The 15,331-nt window shown below is 31.2% G+C and carries 14 protein-coding genes, 1 riboswitch and 1 other annotated feature; all 14 genes read left to right on the forward strand.

The window, feature by feature from the left end; all coding sequences use genetic code 11:
• The first annotated feature begins 4 nt into the window (after positions 1-4).
• The 14 genes from coaE (at position 5) to clpX (ending at position 15,193) form a co-directional block, all read left to right on the forward strand.
• Positions 5-607 carry a dephospho-CoA kinase gene (gene coaE / locus LFT63_RS00860; protein WP_017638209.1) on the forward strand — a complete coding sequence of 201 codons (603 nt, stop codon included), beginning with the start codon at positions 5-7 and terminating at the stop codon, positions 605-607.
• A 184-nt stretch (positions 608-791) separates the two neighbouring features.
• A complete protein-coding gene (gap, locus tag LFT63_RS00865) occupies positions 792-1,817 on the forward strand; it encodes a type I glyceraldehyde-3-phosphate dehydrogenase (protein ID WP_340767768.1) in 1,026 nt (341 codons plus the stop codon).
• 299 nt (positions 1,818-2,116) lie between these two features.
• Complete coding sequence (gene nrdR / locus LFT63_RS00870) at positions 2,117-2,587, forward strand: transcriptional regulator NrdR (RefSeq protein WP_017638207.1); 471 nt, start codon at positions 2,117-2,119, stop codon at positions 2,585-2,587.
• A complete protein-coding gene (locus LFT63_RS00875; RefSeq protein ID WP_340767769.1) occupies positions 2,588-3,970 on the forward strand; it encodes a replication initiation and membrane attachment family protein in 1,383 nt (460 codons plus the stop codon).
• Positions 3,971-4,891, forward strand: a complete 921-nt coding sequence (gene dnaI, locus LFT63_RS00880) for a primosomal protein DnaI (protein WP_340767770.1) — start codon at positions 3,971-3,973, stop codon at positions 4,889-4,891.
• A 363-nt stretch (positions 4,892-5,254) separates the two neighbouring features.
• Positions 5,255-7,192, forward strand: coding sequence for a threonine--tRNA ligase (thrS, locus tag LFT63_RS00885; RefSeq protein WP_017638204.1), 1,938 nt, complete (start codon positions 5,255-5,257; stop codon positions 7,190-7,192).
• A 50-nt stretch (positions 7,193-7,242) separates the two neighbouring features.
• Positions 7,243-7,416, forward strand: a riboswitch (Lysine riboswitch).
• Between the two features lie 169 nt (positions 7,417-7,585).
• A complete protein-coding gene (locus LFT63_RS00890) occupies positions 7,586-9,082 on the forward strand; it encodes an amino acid permease (RefSeq protein WP_107999895.1) in 1,497 nt (498 codons plus the stop codon).
• 61 nt (positions 9,083-9,143) lie between these two features.
• Positions 9,144-9,267 (forward strand) — a sequence feature (ribosomal protein L20 leader region).
• 26 nt (positions 9,268-9,293) lie between these two features.
• Positions 9,294-9,821 carry a translation initiation factor IF-3 gene (gene infC / locus LFT63_RS00895; protein ID WP_026083528.1) on the forward strand — a complete coding sequence of 176 codons (528 nt, stop codon included), beginning with the start codon at positions 9,294-9,296 and terminating at the stop codon, positions 9,819-9,821.
• Positions 9,822-9,850: 29 nt separating this feature from the next.
• Positions 9,851-10,051 carry a 50S ribosomal protein L35 gene (gene rpmI / locus LFT63_RS00900; protein WP_002451769.1) on the forward strand — a complete coding sequence of 67 codons (201 nt, stop codon included), beginning with the start codon at positions 9,851-9,853 and terminating at the stop codon, positions 10,049-10,051.
• 55 nt (positions 10,052-10,106) lie between these two features.
• Positions 10,107-10,463: a 50S ribosomal protein L20 gene (rplT, locus tag LFT63_RS00905; RefSeq protein WP_017638201.1), complete on the forward strand. Its 357-nt coding sequence runs from the start codon at positions 10,107-10,109 to the stop codon at positions 10,461-10,463.
• 211 nt (positions 10,464-10,674) lie between these two features.
• Entirely contained in the window at positions 10,675-11,283 is a 609-nt protein-coding gene (locus LFT63_RS00910; RefSeq protein WP_017638200.1) for an NUDIX domain-containing protein, read from the forward strand.
• A 19-nt stretch (positions 11,284-11,302) separates the two neighbouring features.
• On the forward strand, positions 11,303-12,220 hold the full coding sequence (locus LFT63_RS00915) for a hypothetical protein (protein WP_340767771.1): 918 nt from the start codon (positions 11,303-11,305) through the stop codon (positions 12,218-12,220).
• Between the two features lie 175 nt (positions 12,221-12,395).
• The gene (tig, locus tag LFT63_RS00920; RefSeq protein ID WP_029055679.1) at positions 12,396-13,697 is read left to right on the forward strand and encodes a trigger factor; all 1,302 of its coding nucleotides are present in this window, start codon (positions 12,396-12,398) and stop codon (positions 13,695-13,697) included.
• A 233-nt stretch (positions 13,698-13,930) separates the two neighbouring features.
• Positions 13,931-15,193 (forward strand): ATP-dependent Clp protease ATP-binding subunit ClpX, encoded by a 1,263-nt coding sequence (gene clpX, locus LFT63_RS00925; RefSeq protein WP_017638198.1) that lies wholly within the window; start codon positions 13,931-13,933, stop codon positions 15,191-15,193.
• The last annotated feature ends 138 nt before the right edge of the window (positions 15,194-15,331 follow it).

Raw genomic sequence — 15,331 nt, forward strand, 5'->3', positions numbered from 1 at the left:
AAATATGTCAAAAGTAATAGGACTTACTGGTGGTATTGCATCAGGCAAATCTACTGTATCTGAATTATTAACTGCATTTGGATTTAAAGTGATTGATGCAGATACAGCTGCAAGAGAAGCAGTTGCTAAAGGTACAACAGGTTTAGAAAAGGTAAGAGAAACATTCGGAGAAGAAGCTATCGATGAAAATGGTGAAATGGATCGGAAGTATATGGGAGACTTAGTCTTTAATAATCCTGATCAACGATTAGTGCTAAATGAAATTGTACATCCGATTGTTAGAGAAATTATGGATGAAAAGAAACAACAATATATTGAAGAAGGCCATAATGTCATAATGGATATCCCGCTTCTATTTGAAAATGAATTACAAGATACTGTAGACGAAGTATGGCTTGTTTATACTTCTGAAAGTATTCAAATTGATCGTTTAATGGAGCGAAATGACTTAACCCAAGAAGAAGCAAAAGCACGTGTTTATAGTCAAATTTCTATAGATAAAAAAAGTAGAATGGCTGACCATGTCATTGATAATTTAGGAGATAAATTAGAATTAAAGCAAAATCTAGAGAAATTACTTAGCGAACAAGGTTTCATAGAAAAGTAAATTATCATTTTAAACTCAATGTCTTTTAAGGGCATTGAGTTTTTATTTTGATAATGTTTGCTTATTACATATGATTATAAAAATATTTTGTAAAGTTTAAGTAAACGCTTTCAAAATGATGTTATTATGTTATACTAATGCCATAAAGTATAACATATAAATAAATGATCAAGGGGTGCTTTAAATGGCTACAAATATTGCAATTAATGGAATGGGTAGAATTGGTAGAATGGTGTTAAGAATTGCTTTACAAAATGATAACTTAAATGTAAAGGCAATTAATGCTAGTTACCCACCTGAAACAATTGCACATCTTATCAATTATGATACAACACATGGTAAATATAATGAAAAAGTAGAAGCTATTGAGGATGGTATTAGATATAAGGACCAAGACATTAAATTAGTTTCAGATAGAAATCCTGAAAATTTACCATGGAAAGACTTAGATATAGATGTTGTCATCGAAGCGACTGGTAAATTTAATCATGGTGATAAAGCAATCGCACACATTAATGCAGGTGCTAAAAAAGTATTATTAACTGGACCTTCTAAAAGTGGACATGTACAAATGATAGTTAAAGGTGTCAACGACGATAAATTAGACGTAAATGAATTTGACATCTTTAGTAATGCATCTTGTACAACAAATTGTATCGGACCAGTTGCCAAAGTTTTAAATGATGAATTTGGTATAGTAAATGGTCTAATGACTACAGTTCACGCTATTACGAATGATCAAAAAAATATTGATAACCCACATAAAGATTTACGCAGAGCGCGTTCATGTAATGAAAGTATCATTCCGACTTCAACTGGTGCAGCAAAAGCATTAAAAGAAGTGCTACCTGAAGTTGAAGGTAAATTACATGGTATGGCTTTAAGAGTACCAACTAAAAACGTATCACTTGTGGATTTAGTTGTAGATTTAGAAAAAAATGTTACTGTTGATGAAGTAAATCAAGCTTTCAAAAATGCTAATCTAGATGGTGTGTTAGATGTAGAAACTGAACCACTTGTTTCAGTAGATTTCAATACTAATCCAAACTCTGCTGTTATTGATGCACAATCAACAATGGTTATGGGAGATAATAAAGTTAAAGTAATTGCTTGGTATGATAATGAATGGGGTTACTCAAATAGAGTTGTTGAAGTAGCTGAACAAATTGGTAAATTAATTGATTCACAAAGTGCAGTAGAAGCAGTTTAAAATTGGTAAAAATAAATATATTGAAGCTGTCAATCAAATCCAAACATAAGGATTAGGTTGGCAGTTTTAATTTTTTATAGAAAGCTTTAGAATAATAATTTAGATGTTTCTATTTTCATTAGACAAATTGTTAAATGAAGAGAAATTTAAGTATATTTGTTTTCATTTTTAAGTTAATATAGCCACTTTTTAAAAATAGGTTACACATTTTGAACCATTTATCTCAAATGCGCTTTCTTTTTTAACGTATGATTTTATAGTATAATTGAGAATAATTAAAATAGAAAAGGGTGACAATTATGAAATGCCCAAAATGTAATTCAACGCATTCTAGAGTAGTCGATTCTCGTCACGCAGACGACGCAAATGCAATTCGTCGAAGAAGAGAATGCGAAAATTGTGGTACAAGATTCACAACATTTGAACATATAGAGGTAAGTCCTTTAATTGTAGTAAAAAAAGACGGAACAAGAGAACAATTTTTAAGGGAAAAAATATTAAACGGTTTGGTTAGATCATGTGAAAAACGCCCTGTAAGATATCAACAACTTGAAGATATAACTAATAAAGTTGAATGGCAACTTAGAGATGAAGGTCACACAGAAATATCATCAAGAGAAATAGGGGAACATGTTATGAATTTACTTATGCATGTTGATCAAGTATCATATGTTCGATTTGCTTCAGTATATAAAGAATTTAAAGATATAGATCAATTATTAGCTTCAATGCAAGGGATTTTGAATGATAATAAACGGAGTGATTTATAAATGGGATTACAATCCTTTGAATTTGGATTAAGACCACAAGACAGTTTTGAAGTTATACAAAATTTCCATTTAAATTCACAACATCTAGAGATACTTAATCGTCTTTTTACACCGTTAATTGGACAACAAGCCATTGGTTTATATCATTTTATGCACCAATTTTCCAATGATAATGAACAAGCTTTAACTCACTATGTAATTATGAACGAATTAAAAGAAAATTTATTAGAATTTAGAAATCAAATGGATTTACTAGAAGCGATCGGATTAATGAAATCATTTGTTAAGCATGAAGAACAACAAACTCATTTTGTTTATCAACTTGTCCAACCTCCTTCTGCATATCAATTTTTTAATGATCCTATGTTATCAGTATTTCTTTACAGTGAGGTTGATAAAAAAAGATATCAAATTTTAAAAAAGCATTTTGAACAAAAAAATAAAGATTTATCAAATTATCAACAAACGACAAGAAAATTTACAGATGTATTTCATGTTCCTAATAAAATAATAGATGTCGATACTCAAAATATACCTCAATCAGGAGAATATGCTGGTATCGATTTATCGAATGAATCATTTGATTTTGAAATGTTAAAATCCATGTTGCATAATCATTTTATTTCAAGTGAAATAGTGACTAAAGATGCTAAAGCTTTAATCATGCAACTTGCAACACTTTATGGATTAACAGTAGATGCAATGAAACATATTATTTTAAATTCGATTACTAGTGCACAACAATTATCATTTGAAGAAATGCGTAAACAAGCTCGTTCATATTATTTAATAGAACATGATAATCAATTACCTAAATTAGAACTAAATCAGAATATTAAACAAAACAATACGGCAACACAAAATAAAGAAGATAAAGATCCTGAAAATGATACAGATGCTTGGTTAGATTTATTAGAACAAACAAGTCCTATTGATATGTTAGCTTCTTGGTCAGAATCTGAACCAACTTTGTCACAAAAAAATATGATTGAAGAATTAATTCATAGAGAGAAAATGAATTTTGGTGTGATTAATATCTTGCTACAATTCGTAATGCTTAAAGAAGATATGAAATTACCTAAATCGTATATTTTTGAGATTGCTTCTAATTGGAAGAAAAAAGGGATTACTACAGCCAAACAGGCTTATGAATATGCCTTGAAGGTAAACCAACCTAAACCAACATATGAATCAAAATCTAATTCCTATCAAGGATATAATAGAAAAAGTAAATTAGTCTCTAGAGAAAAAACACCTAAATGGTTAGAAGAAAGAGACAATCCAAATGCTGCAGAACATTCAAAAGATGAAACTGATGATCAATTTGAAAAAGATCGACAAGCATTTCTAGAACAATTAAATAAAGATTGGGAGGAGGATTAGATGGAAAGTTTTAAACAAATTGTTGGGTCAAATAAAGATTTCGGAAAAAGAATTGCAAAAATACGTCAACAAGTAGTTAATGATCCTGACGTTAAGACATTTTTAAATGAACATCAATCAGAGATAACAAATGCTATTATTGATGAGGATTTAAATGTTTTACAAGAATATAAAGATCAACAAAAACATTATGACGGTCATAGTTATAACGAATGCCCAAATTTTGTTAAAGGTCATGTACCAGAATTATATGTAGAAAATGAACGTATAAAAATTCGTTATTTACCTTGTCCTTGTAAAATTAAATATGATGAAGAACGTCTTAATTCTAAATTAATTACATCACATCATATGCAACGTGATACATTAAACGCTAAAATAAAAGACATTTATACGACTGGACGTAATCGATTAGACTTAGCAATGCAAGTTAATGATATTTGTAAAAAATTGATTAATAACGAAGATGTTAAAGGTTTATATTTATATGGTCCTTTTGGTACTGGAAAATCATTTATTCTAGGTGCTATAGCTAACCAACTTAAGGCTAAAAAAGTACCATCTACTATTGTCTATCTGCCAGAATATATTAGAACATTAAAAGGTGGTTTCAAAGATGGTAGTTATGAAAGAAAATTACAAAGAATACGTGAAGCTAATATTTTAATGTTAGACGATATCGGAGCAGAAGAAGTTACGCCATGGGTTAGAGATGAAGTGATAGGACCATTGTTACATTATAGAATGGTTCATGAATTACCTACATTTTTCACTTCAAACTTAAGTTATGAAGAATTAGAGCATCATTTATCAATGACACGTGAAGGCGCTGAAAAAACTAAGGCTGCTAGAATTATTGAAAGAATTAAAACATTATCAACACCATATTTCTTAAAGGGAGAAAACTTTAGAAACAATTGATATTTTTAAATAATATTGTATAATGGACTTAAATCTAAATCGTTGAAACTGTTGAAGATAAGATAATTTAATCACTATTACACAGAAAGCCATTACTTGATGAGAATATGGTTAATATATTAAATTATTACTACTTTAATGTATGGCATTTGTAATGAATGCTCGGCTCAAGACCGTTATCTTATGTAGAGAAGACGTTGAATGTAATCTTTTGGTTATATTTTGACGTTCAACTAGGGTGGTACCACGACGATCTCGTCCCTGTATTAGGGGCGGGATTTTTTTATTTTCTCACATTCGTTACAACTTGATATTTATTCAATAAGTCAACGATATGATTTTCATATTTTAGGAGGTTATAGTATGGATCAAATTAATATTCAATTCCCAGATGGCAATTCAAAAGCATTTGATAAAGGCACTACTACAGAAGATATAGCGCAATCAATAAGTCCTGGATTACGTAAAAAAGCAGTAGCAGGAAAATTTAATGGGCAAATGGTAGATTTAACACGTCCATTAGAAACAGATGGTGAGATTGAAATTGTAACACCAGGTAGCGAAGAAGCTTTAGAAGTTTTACGTCATTCAACTGCTCATTTAATGGCACAAGCTTTAAAAAGATTATATGGTGACGTTAAATTTGGCGTAGGTCCAGTTATTGAAGGTGGATTCTACTATGATTTTGATACTGAAGAAAAAATCTCATCTGACGATTTTGAAAAAATTGAAAAAACAATGAAACAAATAGTGGATGAAAATCATAAAATAGAACGTAAAGTTGTATCAAGAGATGAAGCTAAAGATTTCTTCAAAGACGATCCATACAAGTTAGAATTAATTGATGCGATTCCAGAGGATGAAAATGTAACATTATATTCTCAAGGCGAGTTTACTGATTTATGTAGAGGTGTACATGTACCTTCTACTTCAAAAATTAAAGAATTCAAATTACTTTCTACAGCTGGTGCATATTGGCGTGGCGATAGTAACAATAAAATGTTACAACGTATCTACGGTACAGCATTTTTCGATAAAAAAGATCTAAAAGCACATCTTCAAATGTTAGAAGAACGTCGCGAACGTGATCACCGTAAAATTGGTAAAGAATTAGACTTATTCGCAAATAATCAACTTGTAGGTGCGGGTTTACCATTATGGTTACCAAATGGTGCTACAATTCGCCGTGAAATCGAGAGATATATCGTTGATAAAGAAGTAAGTATGGGCTATGACCATGTTTATACACCAGTTATCGCTAACGTAGATTTATATAAAACATCAGGTCACTGGGATCATTATCAAGAGGATATGTTCCCAACAATGAAATTAGATGAGACAGAAGAAATGGTACTACGTCCTATGAACTGCCCACACCATATGATGGTTTATAATAACAAACCACATTCTTATCGTGAATTACCAATTCGTATCGCTGAATTAGGTACTATGCATAGATATGAAGCTAGTGGTGCAGTATCTGGATTACAACGTGTAAGAGGTATGACTTTAAATGACGCTCATATTTTTGTAAGACCTGACCAAATTAAAGAAGAATTTAAACGTGTTGTTAATTTAATTCAAGATGTATACAAAGATTTTGGATTTGAAGATTATACTTTCAGATTAAGTTATCGTGATCCAGAAGATAAAGAAAAATATTTCGATGATGACGAAATGTGGGTAAAAGCTGAAAAAATGATTAAAGAAGCTTCTGATGAGTTAGGACTTACTTATGAAGAAGCAATTGGCGAAGCGGCATTCTATGGTCCTAAATTAGACGTTCAAGTTAAAACAGCTATGGGTAAAGAAGAAACTTTATCAACTGCACAATTAGACTTCTTATTGCCAGAACGCTTTGAATTAACTTATATTGGCCAAGATGGAGAACAACATAGACCAGTGGTTATTCACCGTGGTGTTGTATCTACAATGGAAAGATTTGTAGCATTCTTAACAGAAGAAACAAAAGGGGCGTTCCCAACATGGTTAGCGCCTAAACAAGTAGAAATCATTCCAGTAAATGTTGATTTACATTATGATTATGCTAGATTAATTCAAGACGAATTAAAATCTCAAGGTGTACGTGTAGAAATCGATGACCGTAATGAAAAAATGGGATATAAAATTCGTGAAGCACAAATGCAAAAAATCCCTTACCAAATAGTAGTGGGAGATAAAGAAGTAGAAAATAAAGAAGTAAATGTGCGTCAATATGGTTCACAAGATCAAGAAACTTTAGAAAAAGATGAATTCATTTGGAATTTAGTTGATGAAATTCGTTTGAAAAAACATAGATAAACTTGAAATTAACAGTCAGTTCATGTATATTACAAGGTAGTTAAAATAAAAGTTGAGTTAGAGGTTGCAATATTAAATAGTAGCTTGTCAGAAGTTGTATGGAACGAATGTTGAACAAGTCAAAGGTAATATTGCCGAAACAAACGTTAACCATAATAGACGTTTGTTGGGACAGTTGTCGAAAGAAACTGTACTGTCACTTAATGTGATGTGCTACCTAATATAGATAAAAGCAAAGTGGTTGCATATCTTAAAGGTATGTAGCCACTTTTTTATTTGCAATGATAAAGTTAATTATTGAATGAAACTAACAATTTTAACGAAAGTCATGCATTTAGTTTTGCTTTGAAAAAGTAACATTGAAGCCTCTAAATACAAGGAAAGGATTCTTCTATGAGTAAAAATCAAAATCAGAATGAAGGCGTTCAACGAGGTTTAAAAGATCGACATCTTTCCATGATAGCAATAGGAGGGTGTATCGGTACTGGACTATTTATGACTTCTGGTGGTGCTATTCATAGTGCTGGTGCGTTAGGTGCACTATTAGCATACGCCATTATTGGTGCCATGGTCTTTTTCTTAATGACATCATTAGGAGAAATGGCAACATATTTACCAGTTTCTGGTTCATTTAGTACATATGCAACACGTTTTGTTGATCCATCATTAGGATTCGCATTAGGTTGGAATTACTGGTTTAACTGGGTTATTACAGTAGCTGCAGACGTTACAATTGCAGCACAAGTGATTCAATATTGGTCACCAATGCAAGGTGTACCAGCATGGATTTGGAGTTGTATATTCCTTGTTATTATCTTTGCATTGAATTCACTATCGGTTAGAGTATACGGAGAAAGCGAATACTGGTTTGCATTAATTAAAGTTGTAACTGTTATCATATTTATCATTATAGGTTTATTAACTATTGTCGGAATCATGGGCGGTAAATTTGTAGGCTTTGAAACATTTACAAAAGGCGAAGGCCCAATATTAGGTGGTAATTTAGGCGGTAGTTTATTATCAATTTTAGGTGTATTCTTAGTTGCAGGGTTCTCTTTCCAAGGTACTGAGTTAATAGGAATCACAGCAGGAGAATCTGAAAATCCAGAAAGAGCTGTACCTAAAGCAATTAAACAAGTGTTTTGGAGAATATTACTATTTTACATTCTAGCGATATTTATTATAGGTATGTTAATTCCTTATGATAGCAATGCATTAATGGGAGGAGATAGCAGCGTATCAACGTCTCCATTTACATTAGTATTCCAAAATGCAGGCTTAGCATTTGCAGCATCATTTATGAATGCTGTTATATTAACTTCCGTATTATCCGCAGGTAACTCAGGTATGTACGCTTCTACAAGAATGTTATATTCTATGAGTAAAGATAAATTAGCATATGCATCATTCTCAAAAACTAATAGAAATGGTGTACCTTATATTTCTCTAGCAATCACTGGAATAATTGTAATTATTATCTTTTTATTACAACATTTAAGTGGTGATGCTTATGACTATATTGTAGCTGCTAGTGGTATGACTGGCTTTATCGCGTGGGTAGGTATTGCAGTCAGTCATTATAGATTTAGACGCGCATTTGATAAACAAAATTATGATAAGTCTAAATTGAAATATAAAGCTAAATTATTCCCATTTGGTCCAATATTTGCTGGATTCTTATGTGTTATTGTTATTTTAGGTCAAGATGTTGATTTCATTAAGACTGGTGATTTTGATATCAATAGATTTATCATTACTTATATGGGTATCCCAGTATTTTTAGCATTCTTTATTTATCATAAAGTAAGATATAAAACTAAAAAAATTCCATTAGAAAAAGTGGATTTACGTCAAGATGTGTCTATGGAAGAAATAAGACATCATGATTAAATAAAAAAATAGTTGACGAATACATTAATAGTTGGTATGATTAGTAACGTTGAATACGAAACGAACCAAGTAGAAGCTCCCGCTTCTCACCTGTAGCGACGCTGTAAGCAGTTGGCAGGTTAATCATGTTACACAATTAATGTGTGAAGAAGAGCGGGTAGTGATACTCGCTCTTCTTTTTGCTTGGGACAATTTCGTAAAATACTGGGAGGTGTCAACCATAGCAAAAGATCAAACTCAAATTAATGAGAAAATTCGCGCGAAAGAACTTCGTTTAGTAGGTCAAGATGGTGAACAAATTGGTGTCAAATCAAAACAAGAAGCTTTAGAAATGGCTGAACGTGTTGATTTAGATTTAGTAATCGTAGCACCAAATGCTAAACCACCTGTTGCTAGAATTATGGATTACGGTAAATTCAAATTCGAACAACAGAAAAAAGAAAAAGAAATGAAGAAGAAACAAAAAACAATTAACGTTAAAGAAATTCGTTTAAGTCCAACAATTGAGGAACACGATTTCCAAACAAAATTGAAAAATGGACGTAAATTCCTTTCTAAAGGCGATAAATGTAAAGTTTCAATTCGTTTCAGAGGTCGTGCAATTACGCATAAAGAAATTGGTCAACGCCAATTAGAAAAATTTGCTGAAGAATGTAAAGACCTTGCTACTGTAGAACAGAAGCCTAAAATGGAAGGCCGTCAAATGTTCCTTATGTTAGCACCAATTAATGAAAAATAATTAAATTAATTTCTAGGAGGAAATGAATCATGCCTAAAATGAAAACTCACCGTGGAGCAGCAAAACGTGTTAAAAGAACTGGTTCAGGTCAATTAAAACGTTCAAGAGCTTTCACATCTCACTTATTCGCAAACAAAAACACTAAACAGAAACGTCAATTACGTAAAAGTAGATTAGTTTCTAAAAGTGATATGAAACGCGTAAAACAATTATTATCTTATAAAAAATAATGAAATTAACGATTATCGATTAATAACGTAGATAGAATCTAAGGAGGAATTTAATATGCCACGAGTAAAAGGTGGAACAGTAACAAGAGCACGTCGTAAAAAAACGATTAAATTAGCTAAAGGTTACTTCGGTTCAAAACATACATTATATAAAGTAGCTAAACAACAAGTCATGAAATCAGGTCAATATGCATTCCGTGACCGTCGTCAACGTAAACGTGATTTCCGTAAATTATGGATTACACGTATCAATGCAGCAGCTCGTAAACATGACATGAGCTATTCAAAATTAATGAACGGCTTGAAAAAAGCTGACATCGATATTAACCGTAAAATGTTATCTGAAATTGCTATTTCAGACGACAAAGCTTTCGGTGAATTAGTATCAAAAGCTAAAGACGCTTTAAAATAAATTAATCTTTGATAAGATAGGAAAACCTTTCTAATCTTTATCAAATTATAAAAGCTGAGACATTTTATGATGTCCCAGCTTTTATTTATATTTCTTCGACCAAATATTATATTTAACTATAATTTTATAAAACAATGAAAAGTTATAAATCGCGATTTGAAAATAATTTTGATAGAATGAATTCATAAAAGTAAGTATAAAGGAGAAAAGTATGTCTAAATTTGATGAGCAAATTATTGTAGTACCAAGAACAACTCTTTTTGATAATGAAACAAATGCGTTTAATGGCTTTCTATCGAAAAGTGATGTAAAAGGCGATAATATTTTTAATTCATTAAGTCATTATGAAGTTAAACGTAGAGGAGATATGGAAGAGAACCCAGACTATAAACAACTTATCTCATATTGTCTTTTAGAAAACCAAAATGGCGAAATCCTTGTTTATGAACGCCTATCTGGTGGAGGAGAAGAACGTTTACATGGACAATCATCTATAGGTGTAGGTGGACACATGAATGATGTTGTCGGAGCAGATTCAATCAATGAAGTATTACGAGTCAACGCTCAAAGAGAATTAGAAGAAGAAGTAGGTCTATCTACAGAAGATTCTCAAAATATGGAATATATTGGATTCATAAATGACGATAATAACGATGTTGGTAAAGTTCACATGGGTGTTGTTTTTAAAATCACTGTGAATTCTAACGATGTAGAAGCTAAAGAAACAGACACTTTAAGAATTAAATGGATTGAAAAAGGAAAAATTGAATCTTATGATGACTTTGAGACATGGAGTGCATTAATTCTTCAAGATTTATAATAATTGAGGTGCAAAATGAATGTCAGATATCATTCCGTTTCCATTATCAGAGGGAAAATTAAAAAAAGAAATCAAACAAGCTGAGTTAACGCAAAATTTTGATGAAATGTATAATCTATTTGAACAATATGAAAGTCAATTCGATTTAGATGAAAATTTGGCTATGACAAAATGCAACATGTTATATCAAATGAATGCATTTTTAGAATTGAGAGAAGAAGCAATCATCTTATTAAAAAAAGGTTTAAACAGATATGATGATTTAATGATTTATTACGTTAAAAGTTTAAATGGATTAGAACAATACTATGAAGCTGTTGAAGTCATAAATCAAATTATAGATGAAGTGCGTGATCATAAGACAAGAATGGAGTTATTTCCTTTAAAAGAATATGCACAAGCTCAGTTACAATCTAATAAACAACAACTTTCACAATCTTTAACTGAATTTAATCACTTAAGTACCAGAGAACAAACTCATATCTTACTTCAATTAATAGATAATGGACATTTTGACTTTAAAGAATCGATAAATTATTTATTAAACAATTATTCCTTTGAAAATAATATTATAAGTTTAATGATAGAGTATTTAAGATTCGCTCAATCAGAGGAGCCTATAAGAATTGATAAATACGGTTATACATCAGAAATTAAACCAAAAGATTTAAAAGGTCTTGAACATACAACTATGAAAACTCGAATTATACCTGAAGTGATTAATCAATTAGAAGACGGTGCTTTACATATTGTAGACGAGGCGAACCACATTATGAACAATCATTCTATATTATTATATCCTCTTAATATAGAAGAAATATTTACCATTGATGAATGGACAAAAGCATATGATGTTTATTTTAAAGGAATGATTGGTATAGAAAAGAATGTGGTGAAAGAAGAGGCATTAACTTTTATAAAACAATTAGAAAGTTGAATTCGAATTTAATTTCTTGCAAAAGAGAAATAAATCATTTAACGTGAAATTTAATTGAAATAAGTAGTAAATAATTTCACAAACGTTGCAATTTCAATGTTTGTGTACGTAATTGACCTATGCTATAATAGGGAAGTTGAAAAAATAAAATAGTTATTCATGGAGGTATTTATACATGACAGCAACTTGGGAAAAAAAGGAAGGTAACGAAGGATTATTAACAGTTACTGTTCCAGCAGAAAAAGTAGATAAAGCATTAGATCAAGCATTTAAAAAAGTAGTTAAACAAATTAATGTACCTGGATTCCGTAAAGGTAAAGTGCCTCGTCCAATTTTCGAACAACGTTTTGGCGTTGAAGCGTTATATCAAGACGCAGTAGACATCTTATTACCTGAAGCTTATGGTGAAGCAATTGATGAAACAGATATTAAACCTGTTGCTCAACCTGAAGTTAATGTAACTCAAATTGAAAAAGGTAAAGATTTCATTTTTGAAGCTACTGTAACTGTTGAACCAGAAGTTAAATTAGGTGACTACAAAGGTTTAGAAATTGAAAAACAAGAAACTGAATTAACTGATGAAGAATTAGAAGAATCAATTAACCATAGTTTAAGTCATATGGCTGAAATGGTTGTTAAAGAAGATGGCGCTGTTGAAAATGGCGACACTGTTAATATTGATTTCAGCGGATCAGTTGATGGTGAAGAATTTGAAGGTGGACAAGCTGAAGGTTACGACCTAGAAGTTGGTTCAGGTTCATTTATCCCAGGTTTCGAAGAGCAATTAGAAGGTATGAAAACTGGAGAAGAAAAAGATGTAGTAGTCACTTTCCCAGAAGAATACCATGCTGAAGAATTAGCTGGCAAAGAAGCTACGTTCAAAACAAAAGTAAATGAAATTAAATATAAAGAAGTACCTGAATTAGACGATGAAGTAGCTAATGAATTAGATTCTGAAGCAAATTCAGTTGATGAATACAAAGAAAATTTACGTAAACGTTTAGCTGAACAAAAAGCAACAGAAGCTGAAAACACTGAAAAAGAAGAAGCTATTAACAAAGCAACTGAAAATGCTACTATCGACATTCCTCAAGCAATGATCGATACAGAATTAGATCGTATGGTTCAAGAATTTGGCCAAAGAATTCAACAACAAGGTCTAGACTTACAAACTTACTTCCAAATTTCAGGTCAAAATGAATCTCAATTAAGAGAACAAATGAAAGACGATGCAGAACAACGTGTTAAAACAAACTTAACATTAACTGCAATTGCTGATGCTGAAAATATCGAAGTTACTGACGAAGATATCGATAAAGAATTAGAAAAAATGAGCGAACAATTTAATATCTCTGTAGAAGATATTAAAAACACATTAGGTAATACTGATATCGTGAAAAACGATGTTCGTATTCAAAAAGTAATTGACTTATTAAAAGATAATGCAAAATTAGTTGAAGGTAGTAAAGAAGACTAATTTATAGATATCCTCTACAGCAACAAACATTTAATATTATTATTCTTATATTAATAATTGGAAGGTTTAATAAGATAATCTATCTTGTGGGGTGGGGCCATGAGTTCAATCTATAACAGTTTGAATTCAGTCCCACTCTTTCCTATTTTTTAAGCAAATAAATTGAATGTTATTATGTTGCATTATAGAATGCTATCTAGTATAGTCTTTATGGAATAGGGGTGTAGAAAAGAATGTTCAAATTCAATGAAGATGAAGAAAATTTAAAATGCTCTTTCTGCGGTAAAGATCAAGATCAAGTTAAGAAATTAGTTGCAGGAAGTGGCGTGTATATTTGTAATGAGTGTATTGAACTATGCTCAGAAATCGTTGAAGAAGAATTAGCACAAAATTCTTCAGAAGAATTAACAGAATTACCAACTCCTAAAGAGATTATGGACCATTTAAATGAATATGTAATCGGTCAAGAAAAGGCTAAAAAAGCTTTATCTGTAGCTGTATATAATCACTATAAACGTATTCAACAACTAGGCCCTAATGAAGATGATGTTGAATTACAAAAAAGTAATATCGCATTAATCGGACCAACAGGTAGTGGTAAAACATTATTAGCACAAACATTAGCTAAAACATTAAATGTTCCATTTGCAATTGCAGATGCTACTAGTTTAACTGAAGCTGGCTATGTTGGTGACGACGTTGAAAATATCTTATTACGCTTAATTCAAGCAGCAGACTTTGATATAGACAAAGCTGAAAAAGGTATTATATACGTTGATGAAATTGACAAAATTGCAAGAAAATCTGAAAACACATCAATTACACGAGATGTTTCCGGTGAAGGTGTTCAACAAGCACTATTAAAAATCTTAGAAGGTACGACTGCTAGTGTACCTCCTCAAGGTGGACGTAAGCATCCGAACCAAGAATTGATTCAAATTGATACTACAAATATCTTATTCATCCTTGGTGGTGCATTTGATGGTATCGATGAAGTAATTAAACGTCGTTTAGGTGAAAAAGTAATTGGATTTGCTAGTAATGAAGCAGACAAATATGATGAAGAAGCATTACTAGAACAAATTAGACCAGAAGATTTACAGTCTTATGGTTTAATTCCAGAATTTATCGGTCGTGTTCCAATTGTAGCTAACTTAGAAACGCTAGATGTAGATGCACTTAAAAATATATTAACTCAACCTAAAAATGCATTAGTTAAACAATATACTAAAATGCTTGAATTAGATAACGTTGAATTAGTATTTAGCGATGAATCTTTATCTGCTATTAGTGAAAAAGCTATTGCACGTAAAACAGGGGCACGTGGTCTTCGTTCAATAATTGAAGAAGCACTAATTGATATTATGTACGATGTACCATCATCAGAAGATGTTACTAAAGTCGTCATTACCGAAAAAACAATCAATGATGAAGTTGAACCTGAATTATATGATTCAGAAGGTAATCTAATTAATGATAGTAAAACATCAGCATAAATAACGTTTAAATAGAGTCACATGTTTGTGGCTCTATTTTTTTGTTTAGAAAATGAGTGATTTACTTCTATTTGAAAATGTAGGATGACATTAATATAGGAGTAATGGTAAAGTGTTAATGTGAGAAATAAGTAAAGA

Source organism: Staphylococcus sp. FSL H8-0121 (genome assembly GCF_038008425.1).
GTDB classification, from domain to species: domain Bacteria; phylum Bacillota; class Bacilli; order Staphylococcales; family Staphylococcaceae; genus Staphylococcus; species Staphylococcus pasteuri.

What these genes read in the sequence shown, in the direction of transcription:
- LFT63_RS00875 (WP_340767769.1), top strand. Translation starts at nt 2,588, where the DNA reads ATGGGATTACAATCCTTTGAATTTGGATTAAGACCACAAGACAGTTTT.
- nrdR (WP_017638207.1), top strand. Translation starts at nt 2,117, where the DNA reads ATGAAATGCCCAAAATGTAATTCAACGCATTCTAGAGTAGTCGATTCT.
- LFT63_RS00890 (WP_107999895.1), top strand. Translation starts at nt 7,586, where the DNA reads ATGAGTAAAAATCAAAATCAGAATGAAGGCGTTCAACGAGGTTTAAAA.
- dnaI (WP_340767770.1), top strand. Translation starts at nt 3,971, where the DNA reads ATGGAAAGTTTTAAACAAATTGTTGGGTCAAATAAAGATTTCGGAAAA.
- coaE (WP_017638209.1), top strand. Translation starts at nt 5, where the DNA reads ATGTCAAAAGTAATAGGACTTACTGGTGGTATTGCATCAGGCAAATCT.
- thrS (WP_017638204.1), top strand. Translation starts at nt 5,255, where the DNA reads ATGGATCAAATTAATATTCAATTCCCAGATGGCAATTCAAAAGCATTT.
- LFT63_RS00910 (WP_017638200.1), top strand. Translation starts at nt 10,675, where the DNA reads ATGTCTAAATTTGATGAGCAAATTATTGTAGTACCAAGAACAACTCTT.
- gap (WP_340767768.1), top strand. Translation starts at nt 792, where the DNA reads ATGGCTACAAATATTGCAATTAATGGAATGGGTAGAATTGGTAGAATG.
- LFT63_RS00915 (WP_340767771.1), top strand. Translation starts at nt 11,303, where the DNA reads ATGTCAGATATCATTCCGTTTCCATTATCAGAGGGAAAATTAAAAAAA.
- tig (WP_029055679.1), top strand. Translation starts at nt 12,396, where the DNA reads ATGACAGCAACTTGGGAAAAAAAGGAAGGTAACGAAGGATTATTAACA.
- rplT (WP_017638201.1), top strand. Translation starts at nt 10,107, where the DNA reads ATGCCACGAGTAAAAGGTGGAACAGTAACAAGAGCACGTCGTAAAAAA.
- rpmI (WP_002451769.1), top strand. Translation starts at nt 9,851, where the DNA reads ATGCCTAAAATGAAAACTCACCGTGGAGCAGCAAAACGTGTTAAAAGA.
- clpX (WP_017638198.1), top strand. Translation starts at nt 13,931, where the DNA reads ATGTTCAAATTCAATGAAGATGAAGAAAATTTAAAATGCTCTTTCTGC.